The organism is Paraburkholderia franconis, from assembly GCF_009362735.1.
Classification (GTDB): Bacteria; Pseudomonadota; Gammaproteobacteria; order Burkholderiales; family Burkholderiaceae; genus Paraburkholderia; species Paraburkholderia franconis.
On record NZ_WHNP01000016.1, the window covers coordinates 1 to 17,940 of the forward strand.

The 17,940-nt window shown below is 62.8% G+C and carries 15 protein-coding genes, 1 tRNA gene and 3 pseudogenes; 6 read left to right on the forward strand and 13 right to left on the reverse strand.

Annotation, left to right across the window (positions count from 1 at the left end; translation table 11 throughout):
* The 5 genes and pseudogenes from GCT13_RS18470 to GCT13_RS18490 form a co-directional block, all read left to right on the forward strand.
* Positions 1-251: pseudogene (locus GCT13_RS18470) on the forward strand (IS256 family transposase); the annotation flags it as partial.
* 54 nt (positions 252-305) lie between these two features.
* Positions 306-863: a PAAR domain-containing protein gene (locus GCT13_RS18475; RefSeq protein WP_193727692.1), complete on the forward strand. Its 558-nt coding sequence runs from the start codon at positions 306-308 to the stop codon at positions 861-863.
* Positions 860-1,396 carry a PAAR domain-containing protein gene (locus GCT13_RS18480; RefSeq protein WP_152760324.1) on the forward strand — a complete coding sequence of 179 codons (537 nt, stop codon included), beginning with the start codon at positions 860-862 and terminating at the stop codon, positions 1,394-1,396. The genes GCT13_RS18475 and GCT13_RS18480 overlap by 4 nt, the downstream gene beginning before the upstream one ends.
* A complete protein-coding gene (locus GCT13_RS18485; RefSeq protein ID WP_152760326.1) occupies positions 1,393-2,331 on the forward strand; it encodes a glycine zipper family protein in 939 nt (312 codons plus the stop codon). The genes GCT13_RS18480 and GCT13_RS18485 overlap by 4 nt, the downstream gene beginning before the upstream one ends.
* A gap of 8 nt (positions 2,332-2,339) precedes the next feature.
* Positions 2,340-3,002: a hypothetical protein gene (locus GCT13_RS18490; protein ID WP_152760328.1), complete on the forward strand. Its 663-nt coding sequence runs from the start codon at positions 2,340-2,342 to the stop codon at positions 3,000-3,002.
* A 104-nt stretch (positions 3,003-3,106) separates the two neighbouring features.
* Here GCT13_RS18490 and GCT13_RS18495 read toward each other — a convergent pair whose 3' ends face one another.
* From GCT13_RS18495 to GCT13_RS18550, 13 genes and pseudogenes are all read right to left on the reverse strand, one after another.
* Positions 3,107-8,020 (reverse strand): response regulator, encoded by a 4,914-nt coding sequence (locus GCT13_RS18495; protein ID WP_152760330.1) that lies wholly within the window; start codon positions 8,018-8,020, stop codon positions 3,107-3,109.
* Positions 8,021-8,289: 269 nt separating this feature from the next.
* Positions 8,290-9,876 carry a response regulator gene (locus tag GCT13_RS18500; RefSeq protein ID WP_152760332.1) on the reverse strand — a complete coding sequence of 529 codons (1,587 nt, stop codon included), beginning with the start codon at positions 9,874-9,876 and terminating at the stop codon, positions 8,290-8,292.
* Entirely contained in the window at positions 9,873-10,205 is a 333-nt protein-coding gene (locus tag GCT13_RS51225; protein WP_407670815.1) for an ATP-binding protein, read from the reverse strand. Before GCT13_RS51225 ends, GCT13_RS18500 begins: the two co-directional genes overlap by 4 nt.
* Before the next feature lie 12 nt (positions 10,206-10,217).
* Complete coding sequence (locus GCT13_RS51230; RefSeq protein WP_407670817.1) at positions 10,218-10,712, reverse strand: sensor histidine kinase; 495 nt, start codon at positions 10,710-10,712, stop codon at positions 10,218-10,220.
* Between the two features lie 27 nt (positions 10,713-10,739).
* Positions 10,740-10,861: pseudogene (locus tag GCT13_RS18510) on the reverse strand (STAS domain-containing protein); the annotation flags it as partial.
* Between the two features lie 49 nt (positions 10,862-10,910).
* Positions 10,911-11,089: pseudogene (locus GCT13_RS18515) on the reverse strand (STAS domain-containing protein); the annotation flags it as partial.
* Positions 11,090-11,229: 140 nt separating this feature from the next.
* The gene (locus GCT13_RS18520; RefSeq protein WP_193727693.1) at positions 11,230-12,945 is read right to left on the reverse strand and encodes a tannase/feruloyl esterase family alpha/beta hydrolase; all 1,716 of its coding nucleotides are present in this window, start codon (positions 12,943-12,945) and stop codon (positions 11,230-11,232) included.
* Positions 12,942-14,051: an OpgC domain-containing protein gene (locus GCT13_RS18525; protein ID WP_152760333.1), complete on the reverse strand. Its 1,110-nt coding sequence runs from the start codon at positions 14,049-14,051 to the stop codon at positions 12,942-12,944. The genes GCT13_RS18520 and GCT13_RS18525 overlap by 4 nt, the downstream gene beginning before the upstream one ends.
* Before the next feature lie 449 nt (positions 14,052-14,500).
* Positions 14,501-14,573, reverse strand: a tRNA-Ala gene (locus tag GCT13_RS18530).
* 55 nt (positions 14,574-14,628) lie between these two features.
* Positions 14,629-14,985, reverse strand: a complete 357-nt coding sequence (locus tag GCT13_RS18535) for a c-type cytochrome (protein ID WP_152760335.1) — start codon at positions 14,983-14,985, stop codon at positions 14,629-14,631.
* Entirely contained in the window at positions 14,982-15,785 is an 804-nt protein-coding gene (locus tag GCT13_RS18540) for a BON domain-containing protein (protein ID WP_152760337.1), read from the reverse strand. The genes GCT13_RS18535 and GCT13_RS18540 overlap by 4 nt, the downstream gene beginning before the upstream one ends.
* A gap of 20 nt (positions 15,786-15,805) precedes the next feature.
* On the reverse strand, positions 15,806-16,393 hold the full coding sequence (locus tag GCT13_RS18545; RefSeq protein WP_152760339.1) for a phosphoheptose isomerase: 588 nt from the start codon (positions 16,391-16,393) through the stop codon (positions 15,806-15,808).
* 179 nt (positions 16,394-16,572) lie between these two features.
* Positions 16,573-17,055 carry a YraN family protein gene (locus GCT13_RS18550; RefSeq protein WP_152760341.1) on the reverse strand — a complete coding sequence of 161 codons (483 nt, stop codon included), beginning with the start codon at positions 17,053-17,055 and terminating at the stop codon, positions 16,573-16,575.
* On the opposite strand from GCT13_RS18550, the gene rsmI reads away from it, so the two are divergent.
* Positions 17,054-17,929, forward strand: a complete 876-nt coding sequence (gene rsmI / locus GCT13_RS18555) for a 16S rRNA (cytidine(1402)-2'-O)-methyltransferase (RefSeq protein ID WP_152760343.1) — start codon at positions 17,054-17,056, stop codon at positions 17,927-17,929. The two genes, GCT13_RS18550 and rsmI, sit on opposite strands and share 2 nt — an antisense overlap.
* The last annotated feature ends 11 nt before the right edge of the window (positions 17,930-17,940 follow it).

Consider the following 17,940-nt stretch of genomic DNA (forward strand, 5'->3'; position numbering starts at 1 on the left):
AGCACCTGCGCACAACAAACGCGATCGAGTCGACGTTCGCGACGGTGCGCCACCGTACTACGCGTACGCGCAACTGCGTGTCGCGACCGACCTTCCTCGGTCTGGCATTCAAGCTAATCGAGGAAGCGGAAAAAACCTGGCGCCGGATCAACGGCCCCGAACAGATCCAGCTGTTGCTGGAGGGCATTGCCTTCCAGGACGGCGAGCCGGTGCAAGACGATCAACCGGGTCAGCAGAAACTCGCCGCTTGACGTCGCCCGCTATCAACGGCCCGTACACCAGACTTGACCTTATCTCAACGAAAAGTGAAACGCTACATTCTCAGGAAAGGCGATATAACAACCAACGGCGGTGTCGTACTCGAGGGCGTCGAAAACTGTACGGACCACGGCATTCCGATAACCTTTATCGGTGCGAGGGTCTGGTGCAACGGTTGCAAGTCAGAAGGGTTCATTGGCTCGAAGGGGCCGCACCGTACAGCAACGATGCACGGCAAGCAACAGGCGCTAGACGGGGATATCTGCATTTGCAAATGCCATCCGTCGCCGGTTATTCGAGCCTCACAAGAACATTCCTCGCATAGCTGGGAAGCGCACGAACTAGTCGCACTCGGGTTTGACCCATACGGAAAGCCTCTGGAGAAGCAGCCAACAGGCGACTATGACGAACGCGTGAGGGTCATTGATGCGAACGGCCATCCGATTACAGACGCTCCGTATCATATTCGCGCCGAGAACGGTGAAGTCTATAAGGGGCTAACGGATGCGTCCGGCTACTGTCCTCGCGTGTACACCAGAGATGCCGCACAACTTGATATCGCAATTGGTATGCGCGCGCTCGAACGCTGGAGTAACACGCTATGACCGCACTTGTCGCAAAGGGAGATATCACTACTACGCGCGGCGTTGTCCTGAGCAGGTCGTCAACGCAGTTTGACGAAGAAGGCCGCACGCTTGCGGTTGACCTGGACTATGCAACGTGTGGTACATGCGGCGTTGGCCCGTTCCGCATTTACGGAAGCGTTAGCGATTGGACGGACGAAGGCCGGAGCATGGTGAAAGACTTGGACCCCGTGAATTGTCCGTGCAAGAAAAACCTTGTACTCGCGAAGCGTCAGGACTATCTGATAGAGCGACGCGGCAGGGGTAGTTCGAGCGTCGCGAAATCGTCTAGCAAACCCGTTCAAAGCACGCGCAGCTATGACGAACAAATTCGCATTGTTGATGATGCGGGCCGCCCTGTTGCGAATTGTCCGTACCACATCAAGGACAACGCTGGGAACGAACATCAGCGTCTAACGGACGCTAGCGGCCTGTGCCCGCGCGTCCATACGGACAACGCAAACACCCTTGATATTGCCATTGGATTGAAAGCCCTTGAGCGGTGGAAGGAATGAGCGATTACACGTATCAAACCAAGACGAACGACAAGCCTGATTCGAAATACGATGTTTTGGGGCATTTGATGCCCGCAAAGGCGTTTTTCTTCATTACCGTTGATGAAGTCGGCTCCGAAGGATTTCTCGTTCGAAAAACGTACACGACGATTAACAACCCCTATCTAAATTCGATGGGGCTAACAGAGTTGCAAAAGATACGAGAGGTTTACCCGGAACGCACCGGGCTTTGGGCTCGCAATCCAGACTCACTGGCAAGCATCGCCGCTCACGTTTTGGGTAAAGACAAGGTTACGTCTTATTCGTCTACAAGCGGCAACTTTCCCGATGGAGCTACGCGATTTCAGGGCGTAGACTGCAACTCTAAAACGGTTTATGTCGATATCGCAAAGGCAAAACGCGCGGGTGCAACGCTTGTTACGCCAGACGAAATCGGGCAATCAGTCAGTGAGTATTTAAAAGACTTGCCATCGAAGCAGAGGCGCGAAGGTTTGAACACGCTGACGAAGTCATTAGGCATGGACAACGAATATCTGGTCAAGCCTGCGCCAGTAGTGCCCGCAGACGGAATTTTTTCGAAGAAAGGTTTAGCTATTGCGACGGGCTTCGAAAAATGGGCGCGCGTTGTCCAGGTGTTCGGTATATTCCTCACCGGCTACGATCTAACGATGGCGAGCGAGGACTCAGTCCGCATCAAGAGTATCAGGCCGATTGAGCGGTCTACCCTTCGTCAGATCGCCGGATGGGAAGGCAGCATGGCGGGCCGATGGGCGGGCGCAGCGCTCGGAGCGCGCATAGGTGCTGCCGAAGGTGCTTTGTGCGGGATCGAGCTTGGGCCAGGCGCTTTTATTACAGGCCTTGTCGGTGGATTGATCGGCGGCGCGATCGGCTATTTCGGCGAATCCTACTTACTCGACAAAGCGGGTATCAATTAAGGGTTTCCATGTCGATCTTTGGGAAAATTCGCGATCGGCTCAAGCCAGAATGGGAAAAGCCGATAGATCATGAGAAGCATTTGTCCGAGTTGTTTAAAAGGACGCCCGAACTACTGCGGGCAACCTTTGCCAATGCGGCTATTGTTTCCCGGACTACTAGCCGGCCCACGTATGCGCGCGTTGAATATCTGGGCGAACACGGCTTCCATGCGTTTATCTGGGCGCAAAACATGGAAGCCGCCGCCTACCCGAGATTCTTTAACATCGTTCGCGGCGATAGCGAAGACGAAGATTTTAGGCAATTCAAGCGCGGTCAATGTACATCGTTCGTTGCTGCTAACGTTGAATTCCTCGCGCGGAATGTCTATTTATTGACGAACGATATTGAGCTAATCGACCGCCTGGCGTTAGAGACGTTTAGCCCGAACCCGCCTTGGATCATGTACCCGGACTTAGGGCCGCTCACTTCGCTCAATCAGGGTGAGCCTGAGTATTGGGAGATGACTGTTTGGCTTCCGTTCTGGAAAAGCCTAGCGCCAGATCAACGCGACGCGTATATCGAGAGGCGCAGCATTGACGCGCTATCGTATATGTCCGCTGAAGAATGGGACGATTGGGTGTACGCGACGCGCAAGAACGATCCTGAATACAGACAACGTCACGGGCTCTAGTTGAGCGCCATTGGCCCCGCTTCGGCGGGGCTTTTTTTCACCCTACGCTTTTGCGTGTCCTTATGCAGGTCGCATCGCTTGGTCGAAGCAACGATCCGAGCCATTCACCCGCCGCGCCCGCGCAACGCGTCGATCAATTCGAGCGGATCGAACGGCTTGCGCAATAGCGCCGCTTCCTGCAATTGCGACTGCTGTTCGGCTGACAGCGGCGCATCCGAGCCCGTGACGAAGATCACGCGCATGTCCGGCTGCCGCTCCCTGGCATCGAGCGCAAGCTCGACACCCGACGCGCCCGTCAGCCCCACATCCGTCAACAGCACGTCGAACGTTCCGTCGTTCAGCAACTGCATTGCCTGTTTCGCATCCTGCGCTTCGGCGACGTCGAGCCCGAACGTGCGCAGCAGCTCCACCGTGCTGACGCGAACCAGTTCGTCATCCTCGACGAAAAGGACGCGCAGATCGCGAATCGCATCGAACGTCTCGTTGTTGCCGCGATCGACCAGCCGCACGGTCTGCGAGTCTTCCGCCTGCAGCGTGACTGCGTCGTCCGGGCGTGTGTACTGCACTCGCAACGTGTGGAGCAGCTTGCGCGCGAGCGCGTCCTTCGAATACGGCTTGCTGAGCAGTTCGACGCCTTCGTCGAGACGCCCCGCATGCACGATCGCGTTGTCCGTGTAGCCCGACGTGAACAGCACCGCGATGTCGGGCTGCCGCTCGCGCACCTTGCGCGCCAGTTCGGTGCTGCGCATCGACCCGGGCATCACGACATCGGTGAAGAGCAGGTGAATCGGCACGCCGCTCTCGACGATGGCAAGCGCGCTCTGCGCATCCTTCGCCTTCAGCACGCGATAGCCCAGCGACGCCAGCATCTCGACGACCGTGGTACGCACGTCCTCATCGTCCTCGACGATGAGGATCGTTTCGGCGCCGCCTTTCGCCGGACCGGCGTCGACATCCGTTTCGAGGTCTTCTTCGTCGCGCACGCGCGGCAAATACAGGCGGATCGTCGTGCCGTGTCCGGGCTCGCTATAGATCTTCACGTGGCCGCCCGACTGCTTGACGAACCCATACACCATGCTCAGGCCCAGCCCCGTGCCCTGGCCTTCGGGCTTCGTCGTGAAGAACGGTTCGAACACGTGCTCCTTCACTTCGGCCGACATGCCGGAGCCCGTATCGGTGACGGCGACCATCACGTACTGGCCCGCCGTCACTTCGGCGTGGCGCCTCGCGTACGCATCGTCGAGCGACGCGTTGCCCGCTTCGATGGTGAGCTTGCCGTGGCCGTCCATCGCGTCGCGCGCATTGATCGCGAGATTGAGCAGCGCGTTCTCGACCTGAAACGGATCGACGAGCGTATTCCACAGGCCGCCTGAGACGATCGTCTCGATCTCGATGCCATCGCCGAGCGCGCGGCGCAGCATGTCGTCGAGGCCGCGCACGAAGCGCCCGAGGTTCACCACTTTCGGCGCGAGCGGCTGACGCCTGCCGAACGCGAGCAATTGCGACGCGAGCTTCGCGCCGCGCGCGACGCCTGCAAGCGCATTGCGCACGCGTTGCGCGGGCCGCTCGGAACCTGCGACATCATCGGCGAGCAGTTGCAGATTGCCGCCGATCACCTGAAGCAGATTGTTGAAGTCGTGCGCGACGCCGCCCGTCAGATTGCCGATCGCTTCCATCTTCTGCGCGACGCGCAACGCTTCTTCCGCGTGACGAAGCGCCTCCTGGGTTTCGCGATCGCTCGTCACGTCGCGGCCAACGCCGTGAATCCGCTTCGTATCCGGATCGAGCGAGAACGTCCACGCGATCCAGCGCCACGAACCGTCGATATGCTTCAGGCGGCTCTCGAAGCGCACAGGCATGCCCGTGCGGCGCAAGTCGCCAATATATATGTTCACCATCGCGAGATCGTCGTGATGGATCAGTGCGAAGTACGACTGTTGCGCGAGCCAGTTCATGTCGTGACCGAGCAGGCGCGTCCACGACGGGCTCACGCGCTGCAACTCGCCGTCGAAGCCCACGACCACCAGCAGCTCCTCGATGAAGTCCCACAGACGGTCGCGATCCGCGACCGCTTCGGCGACGCGCGCCTCCAGCGTTTCGTTCAGCTCGCGCAGCGCCTCTTCGGCCTTCGTGCGCTCGTCGATTTCGCGTTGCGCGGCTTGATAGAGGCGCGCGTTGTCGATGGCCGTCGCAGCCTGCGCGGCGATGCCTTCGACAATGCGCTCGGCGCGCGCAGTGAACACGCCCGGCTTCGGATGGCCGAAGAACAATCCGCCGAGCACCTCGCCCGTGCGCGACAAGACGGGCGCGGCGAGATAGCTGCGCACTTCCAGATGGCCTTCGGGCATCCCGCGATGCGGCGGATTGTGGCCGTAGCGCGGATCTTTCGTCACGTCGTCGATGCGCACGATGCCTTCGCCTTTGAACGTCGGCGCAAAAACCCCCGTGTTACGCGGCATCGGAAACTTCGCGAACGTGTCTTTCGGCACGCCCGAGAGCGTGTACAGCATGTAGCTGCCGCCCTTGTCGTCCCGCACGTTATGGAAGAACGCGCCGAAGGCCGCGCCCGTGAGTTCAGTCGCCGCATCGACGACGATCTGCACCGCGCGGTTCAGATCGAGTTCGGCCGCGACGGCCGTGCCGATGCGATTAAGCATCTCGAGCGTGCGCGACTCCTCGCGCAGGCGGTCGCCCGTCTCGCGCCTCAACTGCGCGAGCTGCAGATTGCCGGCGACGCGCGCGAGCAGTTCGCGCGCCGCAAACGGCTTGATCAGATAATCGTCGGCACCCGATTCGAGGCCGCCCACTTTCGCCTCTTCGCCCGCGCGCGCCGACAGCAGCAGTACGGGCGTTTCGCGCAAGCGATCATCGGCGCGCAGTTCGCGCAGCAGGCCGAAGCCGTCGAGCTTCGGCATCGTCACGTCCGACACGACCAGATCGGGCTGCCACACGCGCGCGGCAGCGAGCGCTTCTTCCCCATCCGCCGCGAGGCACACCTCGTGGCCCGCCGCTGTCAGGATGCGCCGCATGTAGTCGCGCAGATCGCCGTTGTCATCGACGACGAGCAGCTTGCCCGTGATCGCGCTGGCGTTGTCCGCCGCCGCGGCTTGCGTGAAGTCTACGAGCAGGCTCGTATCGTCATCGTCGGCCACGTTGTGCGCGTCGGGCAGCCAGCGCAACGCGGCATCGGCGTAGCTCTGCGCCTGCGCGCTCGTCGTGGCGCGCGCGCCATCGCTCAACGCGGCGTCCATCGACGCGACGGGCGGCAGCACCACGGTAAAGCGCGTGCCCACGCCCAGTTCGCTTTCGACGTGTATCGCGCCGTCATGCAGACGCACGAGTTCATGCACTAGCGCAAGCCCGATCCCGCTGCCTTCGACGGTGCGGCCCATCGCTCCTTCGACGCGATGAAACCGCTCGAAGAGCCGCGCAATCTCGTGCTCGGGAATGCCGATGCCCGTATCGGCGACGCTCGCTTCGATGCTGCCGTTCCCCGCCCTCTTCACGCCGACGGTGATCGTGCCTTCGAGCGTGAACTTGAACGCATTCGACAGCAGGTTCAGCACGACCTTTTCCCACATGTCGCGATCGATGGACACGAGATGCGGCAGTGGCTCGCAATCGACGCAAAGTGTCATGCCCGCCGATTCGATCGTCGAGCGGAACAGCGACGCGAGGTCGGCGGTGAAAGCTGCAAGGTCGGTCGGCTGCGGATTAATCTCCATGCGCCCCGCCTCGATGCGCGAGAAGTCGAGCAGCGCATTCACGAGCTTGAGCAGCCGCAAGCCGTTGCGATGCGTGACTTCGATCAGCGGCCGGTCCGGCGCGTTCGCCGCTTGCGGCCTCGCGAGCAGCTCTTCGAGCGGACCGAGCATCAGCGTGAGCGGCGTGCGGAACTCGTGGCTGATGTTCGAAAAGAAGGCCGTCTTTGCGCGATTGATTTCCGCGAGCGCTTCCGCGCGCCGCCGCTCTTCTTCATATGCGCCCGCATAGCCGAGCGCCGCGCCGATCTGCCGCGCGACCAGCATCAGGAACGAGCGGTAGTTGTCGTCCACGAGCCGGTACGGATTGAGCCCGACCACCAGCACGCCGCCGCGTCCCGTTTTACCGGCTGGCTGCACGGGCAGCACGGCTGCCTGCGCCGTCGGCCGCTGCCATGCGCCCGAGGGCAGCGGCGCGGCGAAGCGTTCGGCCAGATCCGTGACGATTGCAAGTTGTTGGCTGCGCAGCACGTCGACGAAGGGCCATGCAGGATCGCGCGCGGCGTCCATCGAACGCGGCGCGGCGGGATGATCGGCGGAAATGCCGCTCGCGCCGGCCAGCGACGCGACAGTGCTGACCGGCTCGGCCTGATAGAAAAGCGCGAAGGTGACGTCGTACGGATCGCTCTTCAGCGCGAGCACGCTGCCTTCGCAGACGTCGCGCCACGAGAGCGCGTCGCGCGTCGCTGCGCCGATCTCGCGCAACAGCCGCAACTGCCGTTCGCCGAGCACGCGCGCGGTGTCGTCGCTGTTCGCGCAGATGATGCCGCCCGTGCCGCCGCTGTCGTCGGGAATCGGGCTGTACGAAAACGTGTAGTACGTCTCTTCCGGATAGCCGTTGCGCTCCATGATCAAGAGCTTCTGTTCGTCGAACGTGCCTTCCGTGCCCGTAAGCGCCGTTTGCAGCAGCGGACGGATATCGCTCCAGAGTTCGCGCCATACGACCGACGTCGGCTGCCCGAGCGCGGCGGGATGCTTGCCGCCGATGATCGACTTGTACGGATCGTTGTAGAAGACGATCAGATCCTGTCCCCAGCCGATCCAGATCGGTTGGCGCGACGTCAGCATGATGCGGATCGCCGTCTTCAGGCTTTGCGGCCATGCGTCGGGCTCGCCAAGCGGCGTCGCGCGCCAGTCGTAGCCGCGTATCAGGCTGCCCATCTCTCCGCCGCCCGCGAGAAAGCTCGGCGCCGTGCTGCCCGCGAGCGCCGCGTCCACCTCAGCGTGCACGCTCGCCATCGTGTTGTCTGGTTTCATCGACGCAGCCTCACCTGTCCCGCCGTATTGCCCGCGCGCATGCATGCTGCAGTTGCCGGATGCGCCGTTTGCCCTTGCCTGCCGTTGTTGCTTGCCGCTTGTTGCTTGTTGCCTGTTGCCTGTTGCCTGTTGCCTGTTGCTTGCTGCCTGCTTACCTGCTTGCTGCCTGCTGAGTGTTGGTCAATTGCGCTGCCATATCGCTCGTTCCCCGTGCCCGTTGTTTTTGTCTGCGGCTTCTTTCTCCTTGTTTGAACTCGTTTTGTTCGAACTCACTCCGTCACGTCCGAACGCACCGGCGTGCCCGGATTGCGCGGCGCGGCGAGCGCGCCGTCCGCTGCGATCACGCGCTCGATGTCGTCGAGCGAAGCCGGCTTCACGAGGTGATGATCGAAGCCTGCATCATGCGTGCGCTGCCGGTCGCTGTCCTGTCCGTAGCCCGTCAGCGCGATCAGCAACGCGTTCACCGATGCGGGCTCGGCGCGCAACGCGCGCGCGACCTGATAGCCGTCGATGCCCGGCAAGCCGATATCGAGCAGCACCACTTCCGGCCTGAACTCGGACGCGGCCACGATCGCCGCTGCGCCGTCGTACAGCACGCGAACTTCGTGCCCGAGCATTTCGAGCAGGATCGACATCGACTCCGCGCCATCGACGCTGTCGTCGACCACCATCACGCGTCGCTTCGCACCGGGTGCGCGCGCGGAAGACTCCGCGCCATCGCCGGGCGTGTCGCCGCATGCGGGAACGCCCTCGTCCGATTGCTGCGCGACGGGCAACCTGACGACGAACTCCGAGCCCATGCCCGCGCCCGCCGAAAACGCTTCGATCGTGCCGCCGTGCAGTTCGCTGAGCGTCTTCGCGAGCGACAGTCCGATGCCCAGCCCGCCCTCGGAGCGCGCGAGCGAATCTTCGGACTGCATGAACAGATTGAACACGTCAGCGAGCTCGTTCGGCGGAATGCCGATGCCGTTGTCGCGCACGCGAATCGCGATGCCGCCGTCCGTCCCGGTCACGTCAAGTTCGATCTCACCGCCCTCCGGCGTGTACTTCGCCGCATTTGACAGAAGATTGCCGATGACCTGAGCGACGCGAATGGAGTCGCCGCGAATCATGCACGGCTCGTCGGGCATGCTGACGCGCAGCGTGTGATGCTTTCTGTCGATGAACGGCTGGTTCGTCTCCACCGCCGTCGCGACGGCCGCCGCGATGTCGACGCATTCCAGCTGCAGCGAAATCTTGCCGTGCGTGATACGCGACACGTCGAGCAGATCGTCGACGAGCCGGCTCAGATGTTCGATCTGCCGGCGCGCGATCATGCGCGCATCGCGCAACGCGGCGTCGTTTGCGCTATGACGCGGGTCCATCAGCTCGACGGCATTGCGGATCGGCGCGAGCGGGTTGCGCAATTCGTGCGCGAGCGTCGCGAGAAACTGGTCCTTGCGGCGATCCGCGTCGCGCAGCGCTTCCTCCGCGCGATGCAGCCGCAACAGCGCGCGCACGTTGGCGACGAGTTCAGCGGGCTCGATTGGCTCGGTCAGATAGCTGTCCGCGCCGCCGTCGAGCGCGCGAATCTTGTCGAACGACTGCACGGCGGCCGCCGACGTTTGCAGGATGAGTGTGGAGCGCGTCTGCGGATCGTGCTTGAGGATCGAGCACACTTCGATGCCGCTGATGTCGGGCAGCTTCACGTCGAGCAGCACGAGCGCCGGCTTGTGCACGCGCACCTGATCGAGCGCGCCCTGGCCCGACGCTGCTTCGATCACCTCGAAACCGGCGTGCACGAGCACGCGCGTTTTTGCATAGCGCGCGCCGTCGTTGTCGTCGACGTTGAGAACGAGGGGAGCGGCAAGCGTCATGACGCGCCTCGGTGCGCGATGCCCGCGCCGCCCGCCGCGCCGTCCGCTCCCGATGCGGCGACGGCTTCCGCCTTCACCGGCAACGTCGCGTAGAAGGTCGAGCCGACGCCCGGCGCGCTGTCCACGCCCGTATAGCCGCCGAGCAGCGCAGCGAGCTTGCGGCACAACGGCAAGCCGAGGCCCGTGCCCTTTACGCGCGGTTGCAGATGGTTCTGCACCTGGCCGAACTCTTCAAAGATCACTTGCTGGTGCTCCTCAGCGATACCAATGCCCGTATCGGACACGAAAAACGTCACCTGTTCGCCGCCCGCCTCCAGCCGCGCGCCCACGCGAATCTCCCCTCACTCGGTAAATTTGAGTGCGTTGGAGACGAAATTACGCAGTATCTGCGCGAGCTTGGCTTCGTCGCTGAAGATGGGTGGCAAACCGTGTGTGTCCTCGAAGGTCAGCTTCACGGCGGGGTTGGTCAACAGCGGCGTGAGCATCGCGCGCAGCGCCGCGAAGAGTCCCGAAGCCTTGAACCAGACCGGCGTCACATCGGTTCGGCCCGCTTCGATCTTGGCCAGATCGAGCAGATCATTGACGAGTTCGGACAGATCGTCGGCCGATTTGCGGATGAGTAGCACTTGGCGTTCCTGCTCCGCCGAAAGTTCGCCATCGAGCCGGTTCAGCAGCAGATTCGACAGCGCGTGGATCGAGCTGAGCGGCGTGCGCAACTCGTGGCTCATGTTGGACAGGAAGCGCGATTTCATCGTGTCGGCGCGGCGCAGTTCGTCCGCGCGTTCGTCGAGCTCCGCGTACAGCGCGACCACGCTGCGGTTCGTCGCTTCGAACATGAGCCTGAATCCCTTGCTCGTGCCGTTGCGGCCGAGGAACGAATTGACGATGTCGAGCGCCGAGATGTCGATCAGCACACCTTCGACTTGTCCTTCACGATGCGCGCCGTCAGGTCGTCCTGAAGCGCGATCGCGAGACGGTCGCGCATGTCGACCTGAATCGCGACGATTAGGCAATCGACTTCGTGATTACGTCATCAGATCGACGCCGAGATGCAGGATGGTCTGCGCAATCTGCGGACGAATGCCGCTGATGATGCAGTCCGCGCCCATCAGGCGCGCGGCCGCCACACCGTCTTCAGCAGATGTTGCGCGACGAGCGTATCGACGGTGGGCACGCCCGTGATGTCGATGATCGCAATGGCTGCGCCCGTTTTCGCCTTGTTGCGTGATCGACCAAGACTACAGGCACGCCATGCAACTGACGATACTAACGAGGGCGGAAATGTGCGATGCGTGGCAAGCGATTCAGCGTTGCGTCACGCTTCATTGATCTGATGCCCAGCAATCGGCGAGATCAGGGCTCACTGCACGCGAAGTTGTTCGCGTTGTTCAGATTGCCCTTGCCCAGATAGCGCGGAAACATCGGATAGCGGCACAGCGGGCGCGAGCGTCCGTTGGTGGCCGCGGCGATATCGGTGGCGAGCAGCGTCTCCGGTGCGATGCCGCGCGTGACCCAGTTGTCGAGCGCGCCGAGCAGATCGACGGAAGGAATGAACACGCCGCTGCCGTGCTGAAAGCCCGGCACCATGTACAGACGCATGAATGCATTCACGCGCTCGTCGCCGTACTGATCGACGAGCCGGTCGTAGTACGCGATGGTCTGGCTCGGGCTGATGACTTCATCGGCGAGGCCCTGCATCGTGATCAGCTTGCCGCCCTTTTCGATGAAGCGGCTCAGGTCCGGATTCATCGCGCCGATCGTCTGCGACAGCGCAACGACCTGCTTCTGATACTGGCCCGGATGCAGCACGTCGAATTTCATCGAGTCGAACGTGGCGTCCTGCGCGATGAAATAGCGGATATAGCCGTCGCCTTGCGCGAACAGGTAGCCGTTGTTGCCGAACGTCGGCGACGTCTGGCGCGCGGGGTCGTGGCCGAGTCCGAGAACGCCCGTGAAGCGCGTGCCCTGAAAGACGTTGTAGCCGCGATAGCCGCTCACGTTGTAGGCGAGCTTGTACGGCAAGCTCAGTCCGTCGCGCAGGACGAGCAGCGTCGAGAGTTGCGCGTCGCTGAGACAACCGCCTTCTTGCGCATATGACGTGCCGCGGTGGCAGCGCAGCGCATCGATGACTTCCGCTTCATGTCTGCGGCATTCGACGACATCGCTGACGATGCCGTCCGGCGCGCCGTCGAGTTTGTCGCAGACTTCGAGCGACTTCTGGTACACGCGCTCGAGCAGCGCGGGCGGAACGAAGCCGCCGGGCTTCGCGTATTCGGCCTGGCCGACGCGCACACCGATGAGCCGCACGCCCGAGAAGTTCAGCGCGGGCGAATCGGCGATCACGCCGTCGTAGTCGTCGGGGAAGCGCTGCATCACCGTGTAGCCTTCGCGCCCGCCCGTCGAGCCGCCCGCGAAGTACATGCGCCCGGGCGGATGGCCGTACATGCGCACGATCACGGCGAGCGCTGCGTCGTGCGTCTTCTTCAGATGCGCGTAGCCGAAGTTCACGACGGCTTCGTCGACGAGACCGAACACCGCGAGCGCCGAATTGCCGACGTGTCCCGAGTCGTCGCCGAAGGTCACATAGCCTTGCGCGAGCGGCGCGCGTACCGGCGAGAACGGCATCACGCCGATGCCCGTCACGACAAAGCCGTTGTAGCCGCCGCCGCCCACCTGCAATGCGCGGCCGTTCCAGTTCTTCGGCAGATTCACGTCGAAGCGGATGTCGGGCGTCGTGCCTTTCATCGCACGAATGATGCCTGTGATCCGGCAGAAGTCGCCTGCGCCGTTGCCGGACGTCTGCGCGGAAATCATCGTCGCCGTTTCGATGTGCGCGCCGTGCGTGGGCAGCGCGATCGAGTCGGCGTCGATCCAGACGCCGCCCAGGTCCGTGCAACGGGTGGCGAATGGCGGTTCGTTCTGTTTCTGCGTCGGGTTCTGGCCGGTCGGCGAGGCGTTCGTCGCGATGGCGGCTGCCAATGCCGATTGAGCGCTGTAGACCATGGCGTAAAGGAACGCCGCGCGTGCGAGCCCGAGCGCCGCACGCGGCCATGCGATGCCGCGCTTCATCGGCAGTCGGCTCCATGGACGGCCGCGCGCGTCTGCGTCGGACCCTTCCATTCGTTCCAGATGCGCGCGAGCAGCAGCACGGCGATGATCGCGACGAGATCGCCCGCGAACGCGGCGAGCCCGTGGCTCAGGCCGTGGATGTTGCGCGGCGTCGCTGTATCGACGATCAGCGAAATCAGCGTGCCGCCGACGAAACAGACGAGGCCCGTCCGGCCGACCTTGATGACAGCGGGCAACCGGTGCGCGACTTTCGCGATGTGGCCCGTGCGGACAAGTACGGCGGCGACCCAGGCAATGGCGAGGAAGTTGATCACGCGTTCAATCGACAGGTTCTGTTTCAGATGGCCGGGCAGCGGCTGCGCCAAGACGAAAAGCTTGACGATGGCGAAGGCTAGCACGGCTGCGATGGCTATACCGGTGAGCCAGCGGCCGGTTCTCGACAACTGGAAGCGGTCGGACACCGGCTGCACACGGCACAGGATACCGATCACGAACATCAGTTGCCAGGCAAAGGGATTGAAGGACCAGTCGCTGACGTCGTCGATCGCGAAGAACTTCGCCAGTGGAATGGCGAGCGCCCACATCGCGAGGCTCAGGATCAGCGCCGATACCGCAGATTTTCGCGCGAGCGGCACGATGAAAGGGACTGTGATCGCGAAGAGCACATACATCGGGAGGACACTGGACAGATAGGGCTGCCGTCTGAGGGTGGCGATGTTGATGGCCTCTCCGATCGGCGCCGATGAGAAAGCAGACCAGTCTGTCAGGTCGACCATCTGGCGATTCAGGTGCAGGAACTGAAGGATCGCGCCCGATAGCAGCGTGAGTAACGCCGTCAGCAGATAGGCCCGGTAGATTTCCCAGCAGCGCCTATAGAAGCGGTTTTGGGCGGATCTTTGGCCCTTTTTGGCCAACACGGCGTCGTAGGCTGCTGCGGATGCATATCCCCCGAGGCAGACGAATACTTCGGCTGAATCGCATAAGGCGTAGGCGTGCAGCATCAGGTGCTGCAGGACGCCGCCTGGAATGTGGTCCAGCACGATCACGATCAGCACGATCCCGCGGAAGAAATCCACTTCGATTGAGCGTGAGGTGCGGGGTTGCATTCGAGGGCTCGGTTGGGGGGCTGGCTCGTGCTTAAGGTTGGCGGCGTGACGCGGCCGTTGCTTACGACGGCTTTTGTGACTTTCATGGGGTTGCATGCCGCGCGCGTCGGGTTTACGTGCGGTAGGAACTGTTTCGAGTCAGAACGTTCCCGGGTTTACCCGTTGTTGTAAGAATGAAGTGCAGGAGGAAGGGAGTTGAAATGTTTAATGCTCGGGAAGGGTATTTGAGGGGGAGTTTGGGTGATGTTGTAGGGGGCTGAGGTCGTGCGTCGCGGATGTGTAGGTGATGATCCGTCAATTGGTATGAGGCGCGTCGTTTATTTCGCTGGCGAGGCATTGGGCCGTGGCACTGAAGCGGTGAACTGACCGGAGGGCTGACGCGCGAAAGAAATACGAGCCGAACGGCATGTCAAGTCCATCTTGGCATCTCGGTTGGACAAACACGGCTAAGAGGCGGAGGAGGATCGAACTCCCGACCTTCGCATTGCGAACGCGACGCTCTCCCAGCTGAGCTACCGCCCCACGATCTCGCGATTCTAGCACAGCGCATTCTTAATGCACCAGCCCGCAACCAGCGTCACTTAGCCGGCGCCCCGGCCAGCACCCAATCGACGACGATGCGGATATCCGCATCGCTCATCGCCGGATGGGCGGGCATCGGAATCGCGCCCCACACGCCCGACCCGCCATCCTTCACCTTACGCGCGAGCATCGCGGGAGCCCCGGCATTTCCCTTGTACTTCTCCGCCACCTGCTGAAACGAAGGTCCGACGAGCTTTCGATCGACAGCATGACACCCCATGCACGCGTTGCTGCGCGCGATCGCGAGCCCACGCGGCGTATCGGCAGCAGAAGCAGACACAGCAAACGCTCCCGCGGCCAAACCCACCAGCACTCCGCCCGCCACGCGCCCGACAAAGAATCCCAATCTCATTGCACCGCCTTAGGACTCCCCGGATGGACCGCCGTCGAATTGTTGACGGGCGCAGGCGACTGTTGCTCCAACGGACGCGAAGTCACCGACGAATCCGGCACCGCCCCCGACGTCACATCCGCTGCTTCCGGTTGCGCGGCGGCCGCCGGCGCACTGGAAGCAGCCGAAGCAGTCGCCGCCGATGCAGCCACCGCCTCCTGTGGCTGGATGTACTGGAAGACCTTCACAACCTGCACGACGCCCGGCACCCGGCTCGCGACATCCGCGCCCCGATTGCCTTCGTCGGCGGTCACGAGCCCCATCAAATACATAGTCCCGCGCTCGCAGACCACCTTGTAGTTGTTCGCCGAAATGTTCTTCTCGGCGATCAGCGCCGTCTTCACGCGCCCCTCGAGATACGTGTCGTTACTGCGCGACGAGAAATCACTGGCCGGCGCAATAGCCAGCTCGTTGACGATCGCATTCACGTTATTGAGGCTTCGCACGACGCTTTCCGCGCGCTGCTTCGACACTTCGCCAGCCACCTCGCCCGTCAGCAGCACGCGCCGATTGAAGACCGTCACGTTGACGTGCGCATTGTCCGGCAAGTTCTGGCTGATCAGCGACATCGCCTTGACCTGAATCTCGCGGTCTTCCGTCTGCGCACCGAGCGTGCGCCGATCAGTCGCGACGAGCGCGCTGCCGCCCGCCGCCGCGCCGACAGCCAGCACGCACCCCTGCAGCGTCGCGGCCAGTCCGGCGACGAGCCCAACCACCAGCGTGGTCCTCACAAACGTACTCTTCACGCGATATGCGCTCATCAACTCGCTCTCCTTCGGAATCATTCTTCGCCGAGCAACATGGCATCGATGCCGTCGCACAGACTATGGATCGTCAACAGATGCACTTCCTGCACGCGCGCCGTGCGATCGGACGGCGCGCAAAGATGGATGTCGGTATCGTGCAGCACTTCATTGATCTTGCCGCCGCCCTTGCCCGACAGCGCGACGACGATCATCTCGCGGTCGTGCGCGTCTTCAATGGCGGCGAGGATATTCGCAGGATTGCCGGATGTCGAGATGGCGAACAGCACGTCGCCCGGCTGTCCGAGCGCGCGAATCTGCGTCGCGAAGATCTGATCGAGCGAGGCGTCGTTGGCAATGCCGGTGAGGCTCGACGAATTAGTCGTCAGCGCAATGGCGGGCAATGCCGGCCGTTCGCGCTCGAAGCCGCCGATCAGTTCGGCGGCGAAATATTGCGCGCCGGCAGCAGATCCGCCGTTGCCGCACGCCAGAATCTTGTTGCCGTTCGCGAGCGCGGCAAACATCGTGTCGACGGCCGCCGCGATCGGCATCGACAGGCTTTCTAATGCTGCGAGTGTGACTGCCGCGCTGTCGCGGAAGTGTTGTTGAATGCGTTCGACTGACATCGACTCTCTATCGTGTACTGCATGCGCCACCCGCCCGGCGACGCTGGTTCATGTAGACGTGTTGTCCTTCCCTGCGCGACTGCATACAGCCGCTCCAATCGGCGCGCGCTCCGATACGATAGCGCGCCGCCCCGTGCGCGTGCGCAAGTTTATCGCACTCACGCTGCGAATCCGGCGCCTCAACAGTCACCAGCGCAGTCGTCCGCGCGAAAAGCATCGCGCAGCCATAACAGACGTCCGCGCTCGAACGCGATCACATCGAAGCGGCAGGCGGGCATCGCGCCATCATGTGCCGACAAGAAATGCTGCGCGGCGCGCACGATGCGTTGCTGCTTGCGCCACGCGACGCTCGCCGCAGCGCCACCGTATCGGCTTTGCGCACGCGCCCGTACTTCGACGAACACCAGCGCGCCGTCCGGCTCGCTCATCACGAGATCGATTTCGCCGCCACGACAAACGACATTGCGCGCGACGAACCGCAAGCGCTGCCGCTGAAGAAACGTCATCGCGCGCGTCTCGAATGCTGCTCCGACGATTTTGGACCGGGCGCCATCGGAAAAGTTGTTCGGGCGGCCGGCGCCATCACGCGTGCGCTCTCGTGCGCGTGCGTCCGCGTGGCACAATGTCGGCCTTGTTTCGTGTGTCTGCGTCTTTCGTGTCATGACTCCTCTTTCCGAACTCGCGCAAGGGCAGCACTATCCCGCTTCTGCGCTCTATGTCGTGGCTACGCCGATCGGCAACATCGCCGACATCACGTTGCGCGCGCTGCACGTGCTCGGCCTCGTCGATCGCATCGCCGCCGAGGACACGCGCAACACAGGGCAACTGCTGTCGCGCTACGGCATCGCGAAGCCGCTCGTCGCCGTGCATCAGCACAACGAACGCGAAGCCGCGCAGCGCATCGTCGAGTATCTGCAGGCAGGCGAGCGCATCGCGTATGTCTCCGACGCGGGCACACCAGGCATTTCCGATCCGGGCGCGAAGCTCGTCGATGCCGTGCGCGAAGCCGGTTTCGCCGTCGTGCCACTGCCCGGCGCCAACGCGCTTGCGACCGCGCTCAGCGTGGCGGGCGACTGGGTCGCGACGTTCACGTTTCTCGGCTTCCTGCCGCCCAAAGCCAAGCAACGCGCCGCCGCGCTCGCGCCGCTCGCGAAGCATCCGCACGCGATGGTGTTCTACGAAGCGCCGCATCGCATCGTCGAAACAGTGCAGGCGCTCGCCGACGCCTTTGGCGACGAACGGCGTCTGTTGATTGGCCGCGAGTTGACGAAGTTACATGAGGGATTGCATCGCTGCACCCTGGCCGAAGGGCCTAAGTGGCTCGAAGAAGATGCGAACCGGCAGCGCGGAGAATTCGTGCTGGTCGTAGAAGGGGCGCGCGCGGACGCGGAAGGCGAGCACGATCACGACGCGCTGCTCGGCCTGTTGCTGGAGGAGTTGTCGGTGAGCAGCGCGGCGAGGATTGCGGCGGCGCTGACGGGCGCATCGCGCAACGCGTTGTACACACGCGCGCTCGCGCTGAAAAAGGACGACTGAAAGCAAAAAGG